This window comes from Pseudomonas sp. TMP9 (assembly GCF_037943105.1).
In the GTDB taxonomy this organism is placed as follows: domain Bacteria; phylum Pseudomonadota; class Gammaproteobacteria; order Pseudomonadales; family Pseudomonadaceae; genus Aquipseudomonas.
Window position 1 is genome coordinate 3,104,344 of the sequence record NZ_CP149803.1, and the last position, 16,418, is coordinate 3,120,761.

The 16,418-nt window shown below is 58.8% G+C and carries 11 protein-coding genes; 3 read left to right on the top strand and 8 right to left on the bottom strand.

Going from position 1 to position 16,418, the window contains the following annotated elements; translation table 11 throughout:
- Positions 1-61 precede the first annotated feature (61 nt).
- From WF513_RS14750 to WF513_RS14780, 7 genes are all read right to left on the bottom strand, one after another.
- Positions 62-202, bottom strand: a complete 141-nt coding sequence (locus tag WF513_RS14750; RefSeq protein ID WP_339080141.1) for a DUF2256 domain-containing protein — start codon at positions 200-202, stop codon at positions 62-64.
- Positions 199-1,734 (bottom strand): cryptochrome/photolyase family protein, encoded by a 1,536-nt coding sequence (locus WF513_RS14755; protein ID WP_339080142.1) that lies wholly within the window; start codon positions 1,732-1,734, stop codon positions 199-201. Before WF513_RS14755 ends, WF513_RS14750 begins: the two co-directional genes overlap by 4 nt.
- Positions 1,731-3,131, bottom strand: a complete 1,401-nt coding sequence (locus WF513_RS14760) for an exonuclease domain-containing protein (protein ID WP_339080143.1) — start codon at positions 3,129-3,131, stop codon at positions 1,731-1,733. Before WF513_RS14760 ends, WF513_RS14755 begins: the two co-directional genes overlap by 4 nt.
- 4 nt (positions 3,132-3,135) lie before the next feature.
- The gene (locus WF513_RS14765) at positions 3,136-3,441 is read right to left on the bottom strand and encodes a DUF6482 family protein (protein WP_339080144.1); all 306 of its coding nucleotides are present in this window, start codon (positions 3,439-3,441) and stop codon (positions 3,136-3,138) included.
- Between the two features lie 139 nt (positions 3,442-3,580).
- A complete protein-coding gene (locus tag WF513_RS14770; protein ID WP_339080145.1) occupies positions 3,581-4,075 on the bottom strand; it encodes a TIGR00645 family protein in 495 nt (164 codons plus the stop codon).
- 191 nt (positions 4,076-4,266) lie between these two features.
- Positions 4,267-4,608 (bottom strand): hypothetical protein, encoded by a 342-nt coding sequence (locus WF513_RS14775; protein ID WP_339080146.1) that lies wholly within the window; start codon positions 4,606-4,608, stop codon positions 4,267-4,269.
- Positions 4,609-4,794: 186 nt separating this feature from the next.
- On the bottom strand, positions 4,795-7,254 hold the full coding sequence (locus tag WF513_RS14780) for an AAA family ATPase (protein WP_339080147.1): 2,460 nt from the start codon (positions 7,252-7,254) through the stop codon (positions 4,795-4,797).
- A gap of 410 nt (positions 7,255-7,664) precedes the next feature.
- Here WF513_RS14780 and WF513_RS14785 point away from each other — a divergent pair, with 410 nt between their 5' ends.
- Together WF513_RS14785 and WF513_RS14790 are read left to right on the top strand one after the other, a co-directional pair.
- A complete protein-coding gene (locus WF513_RS14785; protein WP_339080148.1) occupies positions 7,665-8,153 on the top strand; it encodes a DUF3015 domain-containing protein in 489 nt (162 codons plus the stop codon).
- 102 nt (positions 8,154-8,255) lie between these two features.
- Entirely contained in the window at positions 8,256-10,112 is a 1,857-nt protein-coding gene (locus WF513_RS14790) for a DUF4105 domain-containing protein (RefSeq protein ID WP_339080149.1), read from the top strand.
- 89 nt (positions 10,113-10,201) lie between these two features.
- On the opposite strand, the gene ettA is transcribed toward WF513_RS14790, so the two are convergent.
- Positions 10,202-11,869, bottom strand: coding sequence for an energy-dependent translational throttle protein EttA (gene ettA / locus WF513_RS14795; protein WP_339080150.1), 1,668 nt, complete (start codon positions 11,867-11,869; stop codon positions 10,202-10,204).
- A gap of 392 nt (positions 11,870-12,261) precedes the next feature.
- Between ettA and WF513_RS14800 the strand changes: the two genes are divergently transcribed.
- Positions 12,262-16,404 carry an EAL domain-containing protein gene (locus tag WF513_RS14800; RefSeq protein WP_339083601.1) on the top strand — a complete coding sequence of 1,381 codons (4,143 nt, stop codon included), beginning with the start codon at positions 12,262-12,264 and terminating at the stop codon, positions 16,402-16,404.
- Positions 16,405-16,418 lie beyond the last annotated feature (14 nt).

The window sequence follows — 16,418 nt, forward strand, 5'->3', positions numbered from 1 at the left end:
AGCGCGGCTCCGCTTGAGGCTAAAAAAGGTCGGCCAGCCTAGCACAAAGCCCCTCGCCGCCCTAACCGCCCGCCACGCGGTTGCGCCTACAGCGCTCCGAGCAATACTTCACCTCATCCCAGCAACGCGCCCACTTCTTACGCCAGGTGAAGGGCAGAGCACACACCTGGCAAACCTTGACCGGTAAATCGGCTTTCTTCACAGCGCTTCACCCGCATCTAGGCGAGCTAATAGTTGCTCGCCACGCTGCCAGAGCCCCTGCTGTTTGGCCTCGGTCATTTTGTCCAACCCTCGATAAATCATGCCTAGACGGTGGTTGCCAGCCAACTGCTCACGGTGGCGCATCAAAAAATGCCAATACAGCGCATTGAACGGGCACGCTTGCTCACCCACGCTTTCGGTCACTTTGTAGGCGCAATCGCCGCAGTAATTGGACATCCGCTTGATGTACTGACCACTGGCGCAGTAAGGCTTGGAACCCAAATAGCCGCCATCAGCATGCATCACCATACCCAAGGTGTTGGGCAACTCGACCCAATCGAAAGCATCCATATACACCGCCAAATACCAATCACAGACTTGGCTGGGCTGAATACCGGCCAGCAGGGCGAAGTTACCGGTGACCATCAACCGCTGAATATGGTGGGCGTAGGCATGCTCCAGGGTTTGGCCGATGGCTTGGCTCATGCACTTCATGCGGGTTTTGCCGGTCCAGTAAAACTCAGGTAACGGCCGGGTATTGCCAAATGTGTTGCGCTCGGCGTACTCCGGCATGTGCATCCAGTAAATGCCGCGCACGTATTCACGCCAGCCAATCAACTGGCGGATAAACCCTTCGGCGGCGTTTAAGGGCACACGTCCCTGCCAATAAGCCGCTTCAACATCCGCACAGATTTTGCGCACATCCAGCAGGCCGATGTTCAGCGCCGCACCGATGCGCGCATGAAACAAAAACGGCTCATTCAACGCCATGGCGTCTTGATAGTCACCGAAGGCAGGCAGCGCAAACTCAAGGAAATGCTGCCAAAGCGCCTCTGCTTCAGCATGGGTAACGGGGTAATCAAAGGAGGCTAGGCTGCCGTAGTGATGACTAAAGCGCTCAGTCACCAGCGCCAGCACCTCGCCAGTGATGTCATCCGCCGGAAAGCGTGCCGTCATGGGCGCTTTGATGTGTTTAGGCAGGGCCTTGCGGTTTTCTGCGTCAAAGTTCCACGCACCGCCTACCGGGGTGCCGTCGCCGTTCATCAAAAAGCCGGTTTTGCGGCGCATCTCGCGGTAGAAAAACTCCATGCGCAGTTGCTTACGGCCCTCGGCCCAACTGGCAAATTCACCACGTGCGCAGACAAAACGACTGTCGGCGTGCCAGGTGATCGGCAGCTCGCTTGCTTGCAACGCATGCTCCAAACGCCACTCGCCACACTCAGTCAGGTGCACCTCGTCAACCTGCAGGTGCGCCGCCCAACGCTGTAACTCGCTCGGCAGCGAGCCGCTGTTGTGCGGATCATCCAGCTTAACGTAGTGCACCTGCCAACCGCGCTCACGCAGGGCTTGGGCAAAATGGCGCATGGCGCTGAAGATCAGCACGATTTTCTGCGGATGGTGCGGCACATAGTCGGTTTCGGCTGCCACCTCGGCGAGCAGCACCGCATCGCGCTGCGGGTCCAGCGCTTGCAAACTGGGTAAATCGAAAGACAGCTGATCACCCAGCACTAAAGCAAGACGGCGAGCACTCATAAAACAACAACCTCGGTTTGTGGGAAGCGCCGTAAGTGGCTAAGTAGAATGTGATAAGCGTCAAGGCTGAATGCCTGCGCAGGCTGCTGGCGGGCTGCATCAATCAGCTTGGGGTCGTCAACCGTGGCCACATGTCGCCACTGATCAAGCACATGCCATTGGCAAAGCCCCTGCTCCAGATCGCGCTCGACCCAAGCAACCGGCCCCGACCACGGCCAGGTGGCCACACGTAATTGTTCACAGGCGGCGAGCAAGCGAGCATCGTGCACCTCGCGCGGTTCAAGCCCGCAACAGGCACCGCGGCACACGCCCAGCTGCGTGGCAAAACAGGCGCCTTCGCCACCTTCCAGGCCGAGCAATTTAAGGCATAACTGGTTGCGCGCGGCCTCGCTGCGCAACCAGGCCTGCGCTTGCCGCCGCGAGCGGAACAGGCCGACGCTGCTGTCAGCTAAAACGCCCTGCCCAACTATTTGCAACTCAGGCTGCAGGCCTTTGACGCCGGGCATCAGCGCCCATGTCAGCAGGTCGCGCTGGCGCCGCAGTTGGCGGTTGTACAACGGTAATAGCCGTTTCACTTCAGCGGATTCCAGCAGCAGCGCGCCCAATTCGCCGGCCGTAGGTTGCACACCAATCTCACGCACCTGCTGGGCCATTTGCAGGGTGCGGCGGCTGTGATGATCATTCTGAAAATGCGACTGCACGCGTTGCCGCAGATTTCGGCTTTTGCCGATGTACAGCAACGCCTGATTCTCACCGTAAAAATAATAAACGCCTGGCCTGGCAGGCAATGCTTGCAGGCGCGCGGCCGTCATAAAGCGCGGCACGGCAGCTTTGCGCAGCTGTCTTGCGACTTGCAGGTTCAAGGCATCTGCCGGCACTTGCGCCACCAGCGCCGACAGCAATTGCCAGACCGCTTCGGCGTCGGGCAAGGCGCGATGCTGGAAAAAGCGACTGATTGACTGCCCCTCACACAAGGCATCAAGGCTGTGGCAGGGCAAATCAGGCCAAGCAGCGCGGGCCAGCTGCAATGTGCACAACTGGCGATAACGCACCGTTTGCCCCGCCAGAGCAAAGCCACGGCGCAAGAAAGCATGGGCGACACGCAAGTTATGGCCGACCACAACCCGGCCTTCTAGGCACTGCGCCAGCGCCTCAGCAATCTCGACAAAACGCGGTTGATCCGCCAGCTCGGCTGGCAGCACCCCGGACACGCGTGAAATACGCGAGGGCAAAGCGCAGGCCGGGTTTAGCAGCCATGCGTGCCGAGCCACTACGCAGCCATTATCGATGTGCAGCACCGCCACTTCCCAAATGCAGTCTTTATCGGGGTGCAGGCCGGTGATCTGCACATCGATGATGGCCAGTGCACGCTTAAATAGAGAGGCTGCTGCAGTCACATCACTACCAAGAAGAGTTAAAGGAGATTGGCACGCGCAAAACATCTTGCGTGCCGTCTTGCATGCCGCACATTTCGTCGTGCACCACGGCGTGCACCAAGTGGAACGGGATACGCGGCATATCACGCAGCAGATCGCGCGCGTGCTCAACTGAGCGCAGGTGCAAGGTTTTACCGTTGCCATCACTGAGCGGATGAGCACGGCCACCCATATGCGCCTCCAGCAGGTAGATACCGCCCTCGATAGAGATCAGGTTAAGGGCTTCGATATTCCCGGCATGGGCGTGCTGCGACAGGTCTTGTAAGTTCATGGTTATTACCTCAGGCGCGCAAAGCTATACATAAAATTGTACAAATACAATTCTTGTACAAGATCACCAAAACACAAGGTAAAACGCAAACCGCCCGTCCGTTTTGCAACGGCCGGGCGGTCGGTAAAGCGCAGTCGGTTTAGGCGTCGTGCTTGGTCAGCTTATCCAAGTAACCCATGGCGAACGCCGAACCGACAAAAGTCAGGTGAATAATCACGTACCACATCAGCTTGCTCTCAGGGATGTTCTTGGCATCCATGAACACCTTGAGCAGATGGATTGAAGAAATTGCCACGATGGACGCGGCCACTTTCATCTTCAGCGAACTGGAATCCATTTTGCCAAGCCAGCTGAGTTTTTCAGTGCCTGCACTGATATTCAGCTGAGAAACGAAATTCTCATAACCCGACAGCATCACCATCACCAACAGACCACCGACCAGCGCCATGTCGACCAGTGACAGGATCACCAAAATCAGGTTGGCCTCGGACATGGCAAACACGTTGGGCAAAATATGAAAGACCTCCTGAAAAAACTTCAGGCCCAAGGCCAGCAGGCCAAGCGAAAGGCCAAAATAAATCGGCGCCAGCAGCCAACGCGAGGCGTACATGGCATTTTCGATAAAGCGTTCCATAAGGGCTTACTCAGGGTTGCAAATTGCCGGCGAGTATACTCAGCGCCGGCGCTCAAACAACCCCGTATTGAATCGCTTGCTAACCGCCTAACTGGCCACCCAACCACTGTGGATAACCTTATACGCAGGCTGTGAATCAGCCGCTAACGCAGAGAACCTGCACAGCGCACAAATAGGCGACCAACAGCGGCTTAGGTTTCTGGCTGAAACAGGCCTTGAGCAGCAGAGTGACCGCGCTGCGCGTTTAAACGGCGTAATTGCGCCTGAATATGCAGCCGCCAAATCGGCACATCCGCGCAAGGTTCATAACCCATAGCGCGCAAGTTCTCAGCAATATCAACAAGGATGCGTTGCGCCGCGTAAGCCCCGTGGAATGGGCCTTGCGTTTTAATCGCTGAAGGCTGTGCGGCCGACATGCCAGCCGCGCAGATCAACGTCCAGAACCCGCTGTTGCCGGCCAACGGCAACACGGCGCATTCAATACGCGTGTCCAAACCCAAGCAGTGACGGGTGAGATTAAGGTAGCGCAGCATGGCAGCGACCCTCTCGTGAGCAGGCCTTGAGCCTACACCCGCACAGCCGCCGCAGGGAAGCCAACCGCCAACCGGCACCCTGTGGATAACTGTGTGGATTAAAACAGCGCAGGCCCACGGCGCAAGCAGCGGGCTGATGCGCTCAGTGACTGGTTTAGCAGCGGACGAACACTCCGTGCACAGCGGTCACTCGGCGGCGGGCTTTTTCGCCCGCGGCTTCTTCTCTTTGAGCGCAACAACCGGCTCTGCCTTGCTTGGTTCTTCTTTGTCGTCGTCCATGCCCATGGCGGCGATGTCGCGCAGGCGCTCGACCACGCGCGCATTGACGCTACCTGCGGGGAACTGGCCCTGCTCATTGGGTGAACCGGCATCCTCGCCGACCAACAAGCTCAGCGCCTCGTCGACATGACGCACGGCGTAGATATGAAACTGCCCAGCGCCAACCGCCTGCAGCACCCGCTCATCGAGCATCAGGGTGGTGACGTTGGAATGCGGGATGATTGCGCCCTGCTCGCCGGTCAAGCCACGGGCCTCACACAGCCGAAAGAACCCCTCGATCTTCTCGTTAAGCCCGCCAACCGCCTGCACTTCGCCGAACTGATTGATTGAGCCGGTGATGGCGAAACACTGCTTGAGCGGTGTACGTGATAACGCCGAGATCAGCGTGCACACCTCGCCCAGCGACGCGCTGTCGCCGTCGACGTAGCCATAGGACTGCTCCAGCGCAATGCTCGCGGAGATTTCCAAGGGGAACTCTTGGGCATAGCGGCTGCCCAGGTAGCCGGTAAGAATCATCACGCCCTTGGAGTGGATCGGCTGACCGAGGTTGACCTCACGCTCAATGTCAACGATGCCGCTGCCGCCCGGATACACCGTGGCGGAAATGCGCGCGGGCACGCCGAAGGCTGAGTCGCCCACTTCCAGCACGGTCAGGCCATTACATTTACCCACCGCCGCGCCGGCGGTGTCGATCAGGATGATCCCGGCCAACATGTCATCGATGATCCGCGCCGACACACGCCCAGTGCGGGTGGCCTTGGCCTTGAGTGCGCGCTCGATATGCCCGGCGTCTGTCACTTCATCACCGGCCAAGCTGCGGATAAAGTCTGCCTCGCTGACCAGCTGAAATAAATCACCAATGCGCGCCGATAAACGCCCTTGGTGCTCAGCCAGCCGCGCGCTATAAGTCGCCACCCGCGCCACAGCAGCCGCGGTGAGCGGCGCCATGCCTTCTTCCGAGGTGCGGGTTTTGAGTAACTGGGCGAACTGCTCTAGGCTGTCGTCAGCCAGCGGGATGTCCTCATCGAAGTCGACCAGCACGCGGAACATTTCCTGGAAGTCCGGATCAAGGTCCTGCAGCGTGTAATACAGCTGACGCGAGCCGATGATCACCACCTTAAGGTGCAGTGGAATCATCTGCGGCGTCAGGGTCACGGTGGCGACGCGACCCAGATCACCCAGCGGCGATTCCATCTTCAACTGGCGCGATTGCAGGGCGCGTTTGAGTGCATCCCAGACAAACGGCTCGCTGAGCATCTTTTCTGCTTCAAGAATCAGAAAACCGCCATTGGCTCGATGCAGCGCACCGGGGCGCAACTGGCGATAACTGGTGTAGAGCGCGCCTTGGTCGGTGTTGTATTCAATGCGGCCAAACAAATTGTCGTAGGTCGGGTGCGGCTCAAACACAACCGGCGCGCCGCCTTGGGCGTGATGGCCGACCACCACGCTTGGGCAGTACTGCTCTTCCAGTAGCTTGCGTGTTTGCGCATCGATTTTATCCACCTCAACCAACTGCTCGACCACGGTTTTCAGCAGGTTGACCTGCATCGCCTGCAGGTAGGCGCAGACGCCGGCGTTCTCGGCATACTTTTGCGACAGTGGTGCGAGGAGCGGTTGCAAGGCAACAGTGATGGTTTCTTCATTGAGCTGACGCAGCAGGTTGCTGGATTCGCGCTTCCACTGCGGCAGGCTGGCCAGCTCTTCGTTCAGACGCTCTTCCAGCGTGGCGATATCCGCATGGAAACGCTCACGGTCGACCTCTGGTAACTGGGCAAACTCAGCTTCATCCAGCGCCTTGCCTTCAAGCATAGGGGTGAAGGCGATATTGCTGCTGTCGCGGTACAGGGCAATGCTTTTTTCCAGCGACAAACGTTCAATTACATCCAGCGCATGGTCGTAACGCTTATTGAACGCGCGGTCGATGGCGTTCTTCTTCTGCTGGAACGAGGGGTGCTCGAACACCGCAGGGAAGGTCGCCAGTAGGTTATCGATCAAGCCATTGATATCTGCCAAAAACGCTGGCGCGTTGCCCGGCGGCAACTCCAGCGCGCGCGGCTCACGCGGCTCATCAAAATGGTTGATGTAAAACCGGTCAGCCGGGGTTTGCAGGCGCTTGGCTTCAGCGCTGAGGTAACGTTTAACAAAGGAGAACCGCCCGGTGCCGGGCTCACCCATAACAAATACGTTATAGCCCGGCCGTGGCATCGCCACACCAAACTGCAACGCTTCAACGGCGCGCTCTTGGCCCAGCACACCCCGAAAGGGTTCCAGCTCTTCGGTATTGGTGAAATTAAATTGTTCGGGTGAAAACGGACGGGTCAGGGCTTCAGGAGCCAAGCGCAAATGAGCTGCGACAGAGTCTGGCATTGAGAATCCTTAACGGGCGGCACGTGCCGCGAAAAATTGGCCTTATTCTCGCGCTGCGCAGCGCGCACTGGCAAGGCATCACATCTGCTTATGCCGGGCAAAGGTCAGCTAAAGCGCGCGGGTACAAACCATTGCAGGCCGCACCGGTCATTAATACCGCCCACAAGGCGGTGTTTTAACCTGAGGGTCTCGGCTCGTCAGCACGATTATCGTGCAGGCACCTTGAGCGCATCCACTCCTCACGCGGCATGCGCCAACGCCGATTGGCAGGGCCGAGGCAAGCAGTACGCCGTCACAACTGGCAGTTGTTTTTTTGTAACAACCTTGACACTGCGCGCCTATTGCAAAATGCTCAGGCTGTGACCAGTAAGCAGTTGGTCGACAACCCCTCACTTGAAGAGCACATAATTATGAAACGGATTCTGATCGGCTCCCTACTCGCAATGACCTCCCTTACCGCCTTCGCCGAAGCACCAGGCGGCCCAAGCTGCGGTTGGGGCAACATGTTGTTCGAAGGCCAGCGCGGTCTGCCTTCGCACTTTGTTGCCTCCACCACTAACGGCACCTCAGGCAACGCCACCTTCGGCATGACCTCGGGCACCAATGGCTGCTCCACCGATGGCGCATTGACCTACGGCGGCCGCTCGCTGCTGGTTATCAATGGCATGCTCGACGAACTGTCTGAAGACATGGCCAAAGGCCAGGGCGAAGCCTTAACCACCTACGCCGTGCTGCTGGGCGTAGCTGAGCAGGATCGCGCCCACTTCGCCGCTATCACTCACAAAAACTTCAGTGAGATCTTCAGCTCAGCCGATGTCACCGGCGAGCAAATGCATGCCGCAACCCTGGCTGTTATTAAGCGCGACAGCCGCCTGGCTAAGTACGCCCAGCCAGCCTGATCCGCCGCACATTGCCGGCTGCTTGCAGCCGGCAACACGCTTACAGCCCCTTCAGTCACCTCGAGCGCTCTGGGCGCTTGTCCTCGTAATCAGTAGATGACCATGCCCAAGCATTTGCTCACGTGTCTGTTCCTTGCAGCCTGCACACCCGTGCTTGCAGCCCCGGCCCTATCGCCGCAAACCCTTGATGCTCTGGCTAACGACCCTTATTGGATTGCACTGGGTCATTACGAGACCGGCAAATTTGGCGGATGGCGCAGTTATGTCGATGACAGCGGTTTTTTCCTGGCAGAACATGGTGACAGCGACCCCGCCGCCGAACTCACTGCTACGCTGAACGCGCTCTACCAACCGGTTACAACCGCTGATAGCCACCCGCAATGCGTCTACCCTGCGCGCACCCGCTGGCTTCGCGAACAATTGCAACTGGGCGATCTACCTCAGCCCACCTGCAGCGAATACCAACGCTGGTTCGATGACATCAAACCGCATCGAACCGTGCTTATCTTTCCCGCCGCCTATTTGAACAGCCCTTCATCCATGTTCGGCCATACCTTGCTGCGCATTGACCAGGCCGACGTGGATGCCAGTGGCACCGCCCTGCTCAGCTACGCCCTAAATTTCGGTGCCTACATTGAAGGCATGGACAACAGCATGCTGTATGCCTGGAAAGGCCTGATGGGCGGCTACCCTGGGCTCTTTTCGCTGGTGTCCTACCGCTCCAAATTGGCCGAGTACAGCCGCTTGGAGAACCGCGACCTGTGGGAATACCAACTGAACCTGACACCGGCTGAAACCGCGCGCATGGTTGAGCACGTATGGGAACTCAAACAGATACGCTTTGATTATTTCTTCTTTGACGAGAACTGCTCGTTCCGCTTGCTTGAGCTGCTAGAGATCGCCCGTCCCGGCGTGGCGCTGACGGGACAATTCCCACTGACCGCCATCCCTACCGATACAGTGCGAGCCATCAAGCAAGCCGGCATGGTCGAACGGATCGACTACCGCCCTTCGCGGGAAAAAGAACTGCTCGCCCGCGCCAGCCAACTGGATGAAGCCGAGCAAGAGTGGGTGCTGGCCCTGGCCGATGACACTGACCGGGTGAATGATCGCGCCTTCCTTAGTCTGCCCGGCCCACGCCGTGCGCTGATCCAGGACGCCGCCTACCGTTTAGTGCGTTATCACGCCACAGGTACAGAGCGCGATAGCGCGCAAGCCAAACGCAGTTTTGAGCTACTCAAGGCGATCAATCGCAACCCACCCGGCGCGCTCACCGTTGAGCGCCCGGAACTGCCTGAAAATGGCCATCAATCGCGCACTTGGCAACTCGGTGCCGGCAGCCGAGGCGAGCGCAGCTTTGCTGAATACGGCCTGCGCATGGCCTACCACGACCTCAACGACAATCTGGCGGGCTTCCCGCTGGGTGCGCAAATCGAAATTCTGCAGCTGAAGCTGCGCCAGTATGAGAACAACGATTGGCAGGTCGAACGCCTTGATTTGGCCACGATCCGCTCACTAACGCCACGTAACCGCTTACTGCAGCCGCTGTCTTGGCAGGTTGCCGCCGGTCTGGAGCGCGTGCCCGGGCAAGGTGAGCGCCGTGAACTGGTCAGCCATGTCAACGGAGGCGCGGGAGGTACGTGGCAGTTAGGCGAGGACACGCTGGCCTATGCGATGGGCACCGCGCGCCTTGAGCACAACAGTGACTTCGCCGCATTTATCGCACCGGCTGTCGGCTTCAACAGCGGCCTGATCTGGACTAACGCGCTGGGCAACCTCAGCCTGGAAGCCAAAGGTGACTACTTTCAGCAAGGGGAAGTGCGCCGCAGCCTGGCACTCAACCAGCAGTGGGAAGTCAGCGAGAACCTCGGCCTGCGCATGAGTGCCAGCCGCCAATTCAGCCACATGCAGTCGCCTGAAAATGAAGTGATGCTTACGCTGCGCTGGTATCACTACTGAGTCCACCTACTGCGAAAACGCATAGCCGCGAGTACGCCTGCCAGAAAGCACAACGGAGCCCTAGGCTCCGTTGTGCATTTGCGCGTGGCTTACTGCGCCAGCTTCTTGTACCGCACGCGATGCGGCTGCGCGGCGGCGTCGCCTAGGCGCTTCTTCCGATCAGCTTCGTACTCGGTGTAGTTACCCTCGAAGAACTCAATGTGCGAGTCATCTTCGTACGCCAGGATGTGCGTGGCCACACGATCAAGGAACCAGCGATCGTGAGAGATCACGATCGCCGCGCCCGGGAAGTCCAGCAGCGCCTCTTCCAGCGAACGCAGAGTCTCCACGTCGAGGTCGTTGGACGGCTCATCGAGCAGCAGCACGTTAGCGCCTTCCTTCAAGGTTAACGCCAGGTGCAAGCGACCGCGCTCACCACCGGAGAGGTCCTTGACGAACTTCTGCTGATCACCACCCTTGAAGTTGAAGCGCCCCACATAGGTACGCGACGGCACTTCATAGCTACCGATTTTGATCATGTCGGAGCCGCCAGACACGGCTTCCCACACGCTCTTGCTGCCGTCGAGGTCATCGCGGCTCTGATCAACGCAGGCCATTTGCACGGTGTCGCCGATTTCGATGCTGCCCGAGTCCGGCTGCTCCTTGCCCATCAACATGCGGAACAGGGTCGACTTACCGGCACCGTTACCGCCGATCACACCGACGATGGCGCCCTTGGGCATGCTGAACGACAAGTTATCGATCAGCGCACGATCGCCATAGCCTTTGCTGACGCCGACAAAATCAATGACCTTGTCGCCCAAACGCGGGCCGACCGGGATATAGATTTCGTTGGTTTCGCTGCGTTTCTGGAATTCCTGCGACTGCATTTCTTCGAAGCGCTGCAAACGCGCCTTGGACTTCGACTGGCGGGCTTTGGCGCCTTTGCGCACCCACTCCAGCTCTTCCTTCATGGCTTTTTCATGGGCCGACTGCTGCTTAGACTCTTGGGCCAGACGGTTCGACTTGGCCTCCAACCAACCGGAATAGTTGCCCTCGTACGGAATACCGGCGCCGCGGTCGAGTTCGAGAATCCAGCCGGCGACGTTATCCAAGAAGTACCGGTCGTGGGTAATCGCGACCACGGTGCCGGGGAAATCGTGGAGGAAGTGCTCCAGCCAGGCTACTGAATCGGCGTCCAAGTGGTTGGTCGGCTCGTCCAGCAGCAGCATGTCCGGGGCCGACAGCAGCAGGCGGCACAAGGCTACACGGCGCTTCTCACCACCTGAGAGCACGCCAATCTTAGCGTCCCAGGCTGGCAGACGCAGGGCGTCGGCGGCGACTTCCAGTTGACGCTCTAGGTTGTGACCGTCGCTGGTCTGCAAAATGGCTTCAAGCTTGGCTTGCTCGGCCGCCAGCTTGTCGAAGTCAGCATCCGGCTCGGCGTAAGCGGCGTACACCTGATCCAGACGCGCTTGAGCATCCTTGATCTGGCTCACCGCCTCTTCGACGACTTCACGTACGGTTTTACTGGGGTCCAGCTGAGGTTCCTGCGGCAGGTAGCCTATATTCAGCTCCGGCATCGGCCGCGCTTCGCCGTTGAACTCGGTATCAACGCCGGCCATGATTTTCAGCAGGGTGGATTTACCTGAGCCGTTGAGGCCTAGTACACCGATCTTCGCGCCAGGGAAAAACGACAGGGAAATGTTTTTGAGGATTTCCCGCTTCGGCGGCACAACTTTGCCGAGCCGATGCATGGTGTAAACGTATTGAGCCATGGTGACCTTGAGAGTGGATTGAAACGAAAGAGAGTCGCCAACTGATGCGTGCAGGGCAGCCCTGCACGGCGGGGACGCAACCACCAGGCGATGCCAACGCACTAGGCTTACGCAGCCCTCGCGCGTGCGATAAAGCTACCGGAATGCAGGAGACAGGGCAAACGACGCTCGTCAGCGCCGCTAGCACTTTGCCACGGTTATGGCATGCTTGCGGCCACCTTGGCCGCTAATTGCACTGCGCGCGTCAAGGACCACCCCCTAGCCGCTAACCCCTAGGATGTACGTCTTTGCCCACTGCCATGCCCCCTACTCCCTCGCACATACCCGGCGCCGCGCCGGCGAAAGTCTTGCGCAAATCCATTCGGGGCGCACTGGTGGTATTGGTGCTGAGTATGTTGGCGTTATTGCTGTGGCAGCTGCGCCAAGAGTCCCAACAGTTATTGGACAACCAGCGTCAACTGGGCCTGGCTTTTAGCACTCAACTGGCCAATCACCTTGCACTGAACATGGACCTCAAGGCCAATGCCGGCCGTGCCCTGCTGCGCGCCCACGTGCTGCCGCCCAGTAGCAACGAGGCAGGCGACGAGCTGCTGCAAACCTTACGCGGGGTATTCCCTACATTGCTTAGCCTGGCCTGGGTAAATAGCCAAGGCCGCATCATCGCGGACAGCCATGCCCCGAGTGAAGACGCACTTTACGTTGATGAGTTGCAGCAGCGCGGCCGTGATGAGCGTTTCTTCTTCAGTTTCAGTGCTAACGACAGCGGGCGTATTTACCTGCTGCTGCGGCACAACCCAGACAGCGCCGACAGCGGCTACTGGGTGCTGCGCATGACCAACAACGCGTTGAACCGCTGGCTGCAAGAGCGCCATCAAAGCCCCTATCAGTGGCTGTTAGAAGATCGCAATGCGCAGCGAGTAATTAGTAGTAACGCGCCCAAAAGCTCCAGCGGCTCTAAGGTTGCACCGCCAGTGACGGCCGAGAACCTTGACCAGACCCTGCTGCTAACGCCACTTAAGGGCAGTGATTGGCAGCTGCGTGCGCTGTTTAATGAACGCAAGCTGCGCGCCCAGCAACTGCCGCAACAGGCCAGCAAGTTGCTGCTGTTTATTCTCTGCGCGGTGCTGACGCTGCTGGTGCTGTATCGCTTACTGCATGAACAGCGCAGCCTGCTTGCTCTCAACAGAGCGTCACGGCGCACGCTGCAGCAAGCCGCCAGCGTCTTGGCCGCCATCGAAGAGCGTGTGCTGGTCACCGACAATAAAGGTCAGCTGCGATACCTCAACCCACAAGCCGAAGCCATGTTTGGCCTAAGCAGCCAAGAGGCACACAACTGGCACCTGCTCAGGCTGCTGCCGCGCCTTGACCCGCTGCTGCTGCACACCAGCGTATTGCCCAATGATATGGGCCCTGACCTTGTAGAAATTCAGCATAACGGCGTCACCCACCTGTATGACATAAACCGCAGCGATCTCAACCAAGACAACAAACGCACCGGCTTTGTCTGGGTGTTACGCGATGTCACCGAGGAGCAGCGCGCCTCACAAGTGCTGCAAGACACCCGGCGACGCTACCAAGACATCTTTGACGGCACCGGCACGGCCCTGTGTGTACTCGATCTGACCGAGCTGCAGCGCTTTCTGCAAGAGCACCAGCTGCACGACATCAACAGCCTGCAACGCTGGCTGGACAGCGACCCGCAGCGGCATGGCGAACTTTGCCAGCGTATGCGCCTGACCGAAACCAACCAGGTGGCATTGCAGCTGCTGGGTGTTGAGTCCAGCACGCAGGCTTGGGAGCATTTATTTAACAGCGGCCCACTGCGCGCCAAAGGCTTTCGTATGCAGCTGCTGAACACCCTGCTCAAGGGCAGCGGGCAGCTGGAAATAGAGCGCCGCGTCAGCACTCCGCAAGGCCACGAGCGCTATCTTTGGCTGTTATTGCGCCTACCCGAGAATGCTGACGACCTGCATGCCGTGACCCTGAGCATCAGCGATATCAGCAACCGTAAACGCATCGAAACCTCACTGATCGAACGTGAGCGTTTTTGGTCGGATGTGGTCAGCACGGTGCCCGACACCATTTATGTGCACGACATCGTCAACAGGCGGGTGATGTACAGCAACAACCATCTGGGCCCGCAGCTCGGTTATAGCAAGGCAGAAATGCGTCAGCTCGGCGAGCGCATTTGGGAAAAGCTGTTGCACCCCGACGATGCTGAGTTGTACCAGCGCATGCGCACTATCCAACAAGTGCTCGGCAATGGCCTGCTGATGCAGTTCGAGCTGCGCTGGCGGCACCGCGACGGCAGCTGGCATTGGTTTGATATCCGCGAACAAGCCTTAGCGCGCGATGACAAAGGCCGGGTCAGCCGGCTGATTGGCGTGGCCAAGGACATCACCGAGCAGATCACCCGCAGCGAATCGCTACGCACCAGCGAGCAGCGCTACCGCCTGCTGGCGGAAAGCATCAGTGACGTGATTTTCTCCACCGACAGTTACCTGCAACTCAACTATGTCAGCCCCTCCGTCATGCCGGTGCTTGGCTATGACAGTGAATGGGCCCTGAACAATGGTTTCCAGAGCCTGGCCACCAACCCACGGCAACTGGTCGGCTTCTACGCCCTGCTCACCCGCGTGCGCAATGCCCTTGGCGACCCGCAGCGGCTGGCCGAATTACGCGCGCAATTTTTGCCGCAACTGTTTGTGTTTGACGCGCTGCGCGCCGATGGTCAGAAAATCCCCGTGGAACTGCGTTTGGTGCCGATGTGGGATGACAGCGGGCGCTTCGAAGGCTTACTCGGTGTCGGCCGCGACATCAGCCAACAACGCCGCGCAGAAAAAGACCTGCGCATGGCCGCTACGGTGTTCGAACATTCCACGGCGGCCATTCTGGTCACCGACCCGGCCGGCTACATTGTCCAGGTCAACAATGCATTCAGCCGCGTCAGCGGCTACAGCTCGCAGCAAATCCTTGACCAACTGCCGAGCATACTCACCGCCGACACCCAGCAGGCCAGCCACTTGGCTTTTGTCATCAAGCAGCTCAACCAGCAAGGCAGCTGGGAAGGCGAGGTATGGCTCAAGCGTAAAAGCGGCGAGACATTCCCGGCCTGGGTTGGCATTACCGCAGTTAAAGATGATGAAGGCGACCTGGTCAGCTACGTCGGCTTTTTCAGCGACATCAGTGAGCGCAAGGCCAGCGAGCAACGTATTCACCGCCTGGCCTATTACGACGCACTGACCCAACTGCCTAACCGCACGCTATTCCAGGACCGGCTGCACAGCGCCCTGCAACATGGCGAGCGGCATCAGGAATGGGTGGCCTTGATGTTCCTCGACCTTGACCGCTTCAAACCGATTAACGACTCGCTGGGTCACGCGGCGGGCGATCGCATGCTTAAAGAAGTAGCCATGCGCCTAAGCGCCTGCGTCGACAGTGACGACACCGTGGCGCGCATGGGCGGCGATGAGTTCACCTTGCTGCTGCGCTCGCAGGCGGCGCGAGATGGCGCACTGACCCGAGCCATTCACGTTGGCGAGCAGATTCTCAGCAGCCTGCAACAGGCGTTTATTCTTGAAGGTCGCGAGTTCTTCGTCACCGCCAGTATCGGCATTGCCCTAAGCCCGCAAGACGGTAACGAGCTGAGTCAATTAATGAAGAACGCCGACACGGCGATGTACCACGCCAAAGAACGTGGCAAGAATAACTTCCAGTTTTACCAGGCCGACATGAACGCCAGCGCCTTAGAGCGCCTGGAGCTGGAAAGCGACCTGCGCCATGCCCTTGAGCAGAACGAGTTCCGTCTGTATTACCAACCGCAATTCTCCGGTGACGGCAAACGCCTGACTGGCGCCGAAGCACTGCTGCGCTGGCAGCACCCGCAGCGCGGGCTCGTGCCACCGAATGATTTTATTCCGGTACTGGAAGAGCTTGGCCTGGTGGTGCAGGTCGGTGACTGGGTGCTGCGCGAAGCCTGCCGCCAGCTGGCCGAGTGGCAAGAAGCCAATATTCGCGTACCAAAGATTTCAGTCAACCTCTCGGCCCGCCAGTTTGCCGAAGGCGACTTGCACCAACGAATTGCGCAAATACTTGAACTCAGCGGCATCTCAGCCGGCTGCCTGGAGCTGGAGCTGACTGAAAGTATCCTGATGGAAGACGTGGCCAATGCCATGCACACCCTCAGCAGCCTGAAGGAGCTCGGAGTATTTATCGCCATTGATGATTTCGGCACCGGTTACAGCTCGCTAAACTACCTCAAGCAGTTCCCCATCGACGTGCTTAAAATCGACCGCAGCTTTGTCGACGGCCTGCCCCACGGCGAACAAGACGGCCAGATCGCCCGCGCCATTATTGCCATGGCCCACAGCTTAAACCTCACGGTGATCGCCGAAGGCGTGGAAACCTTAGCCCAGTTGGACTTTCTGCGCGGTCACGACTGCGATGAAGTACAGGGCTTCCTGCTGGGCCGGCCAATGCCGGCGCACCAATTCACTGCGCTGTTCACCGGCACCGCACTGTTTATGCTGAGCTAAACCCTGCCGGTTGA

Coding starts and splice junctions, on each gene's coding strand:
- WF513_RS14755 (WP_339080142.1), bottom strand. CDS start 1,734: ATGAGTGCTCGCCGTCTTGCTTTAGTGCTGGGTGATCAGCTGTCTTTC.
- WF513_RS14765 (WP_339080144.1), bottom strand. CDS start 3,441: ATGAACTTACAAGACCTGTCGCAGCACGCCCATGCCGGGAATATCGAA.
- WF513_RS14770 (WP_339080145.1), bottom strand. CDS start 4,075: ATGGAACGCTTTATCGAAAATGCCATGTACGCCTCGCGTTGGCTGCTG.
- WF513_RS14775 (WP_339080146.1), bottom strand. CDS start 4,608: ATGCTGCGCTACCTTAATCTCACCCGTCACTGCTTGGGTTTGGACACG.
- WF513_RS14780 (WP_339080147.1), bottom strand. CDS start 7,254: ATGCCAGACTCTGTCGCAGCTCATTTGCGCTTGGCTCCTGAAGCCCTG.
- WF513_RS14785 (WP_339080148.1), top strand. CDS start 7,665: ATGAAACGGATTCTGATCGGCTCCCTACTCGCAATGACCTCCCTTACC.
- WF513_RS14790 (WP_339080149.1), top strand. CDS start 8,256: ATGCCCAAGCATTTGCTCACGTGTCTGTTCCTTGCAGCCTGCACACCC.
- ettA (WP_339080150.1), bottom strand. CDS start 11,869: ATGGCTCAATACGTTTACACCATGCATCGGCTCGGCAAAGTTGTGCCG.
- WF513_RS14800 (WP_339083601.1), top strand. CDS start 12,262: ATGTTGGCGTTATTGCTGTGGCAGCTGCGCCAAGAGTCCCAACAGTTA.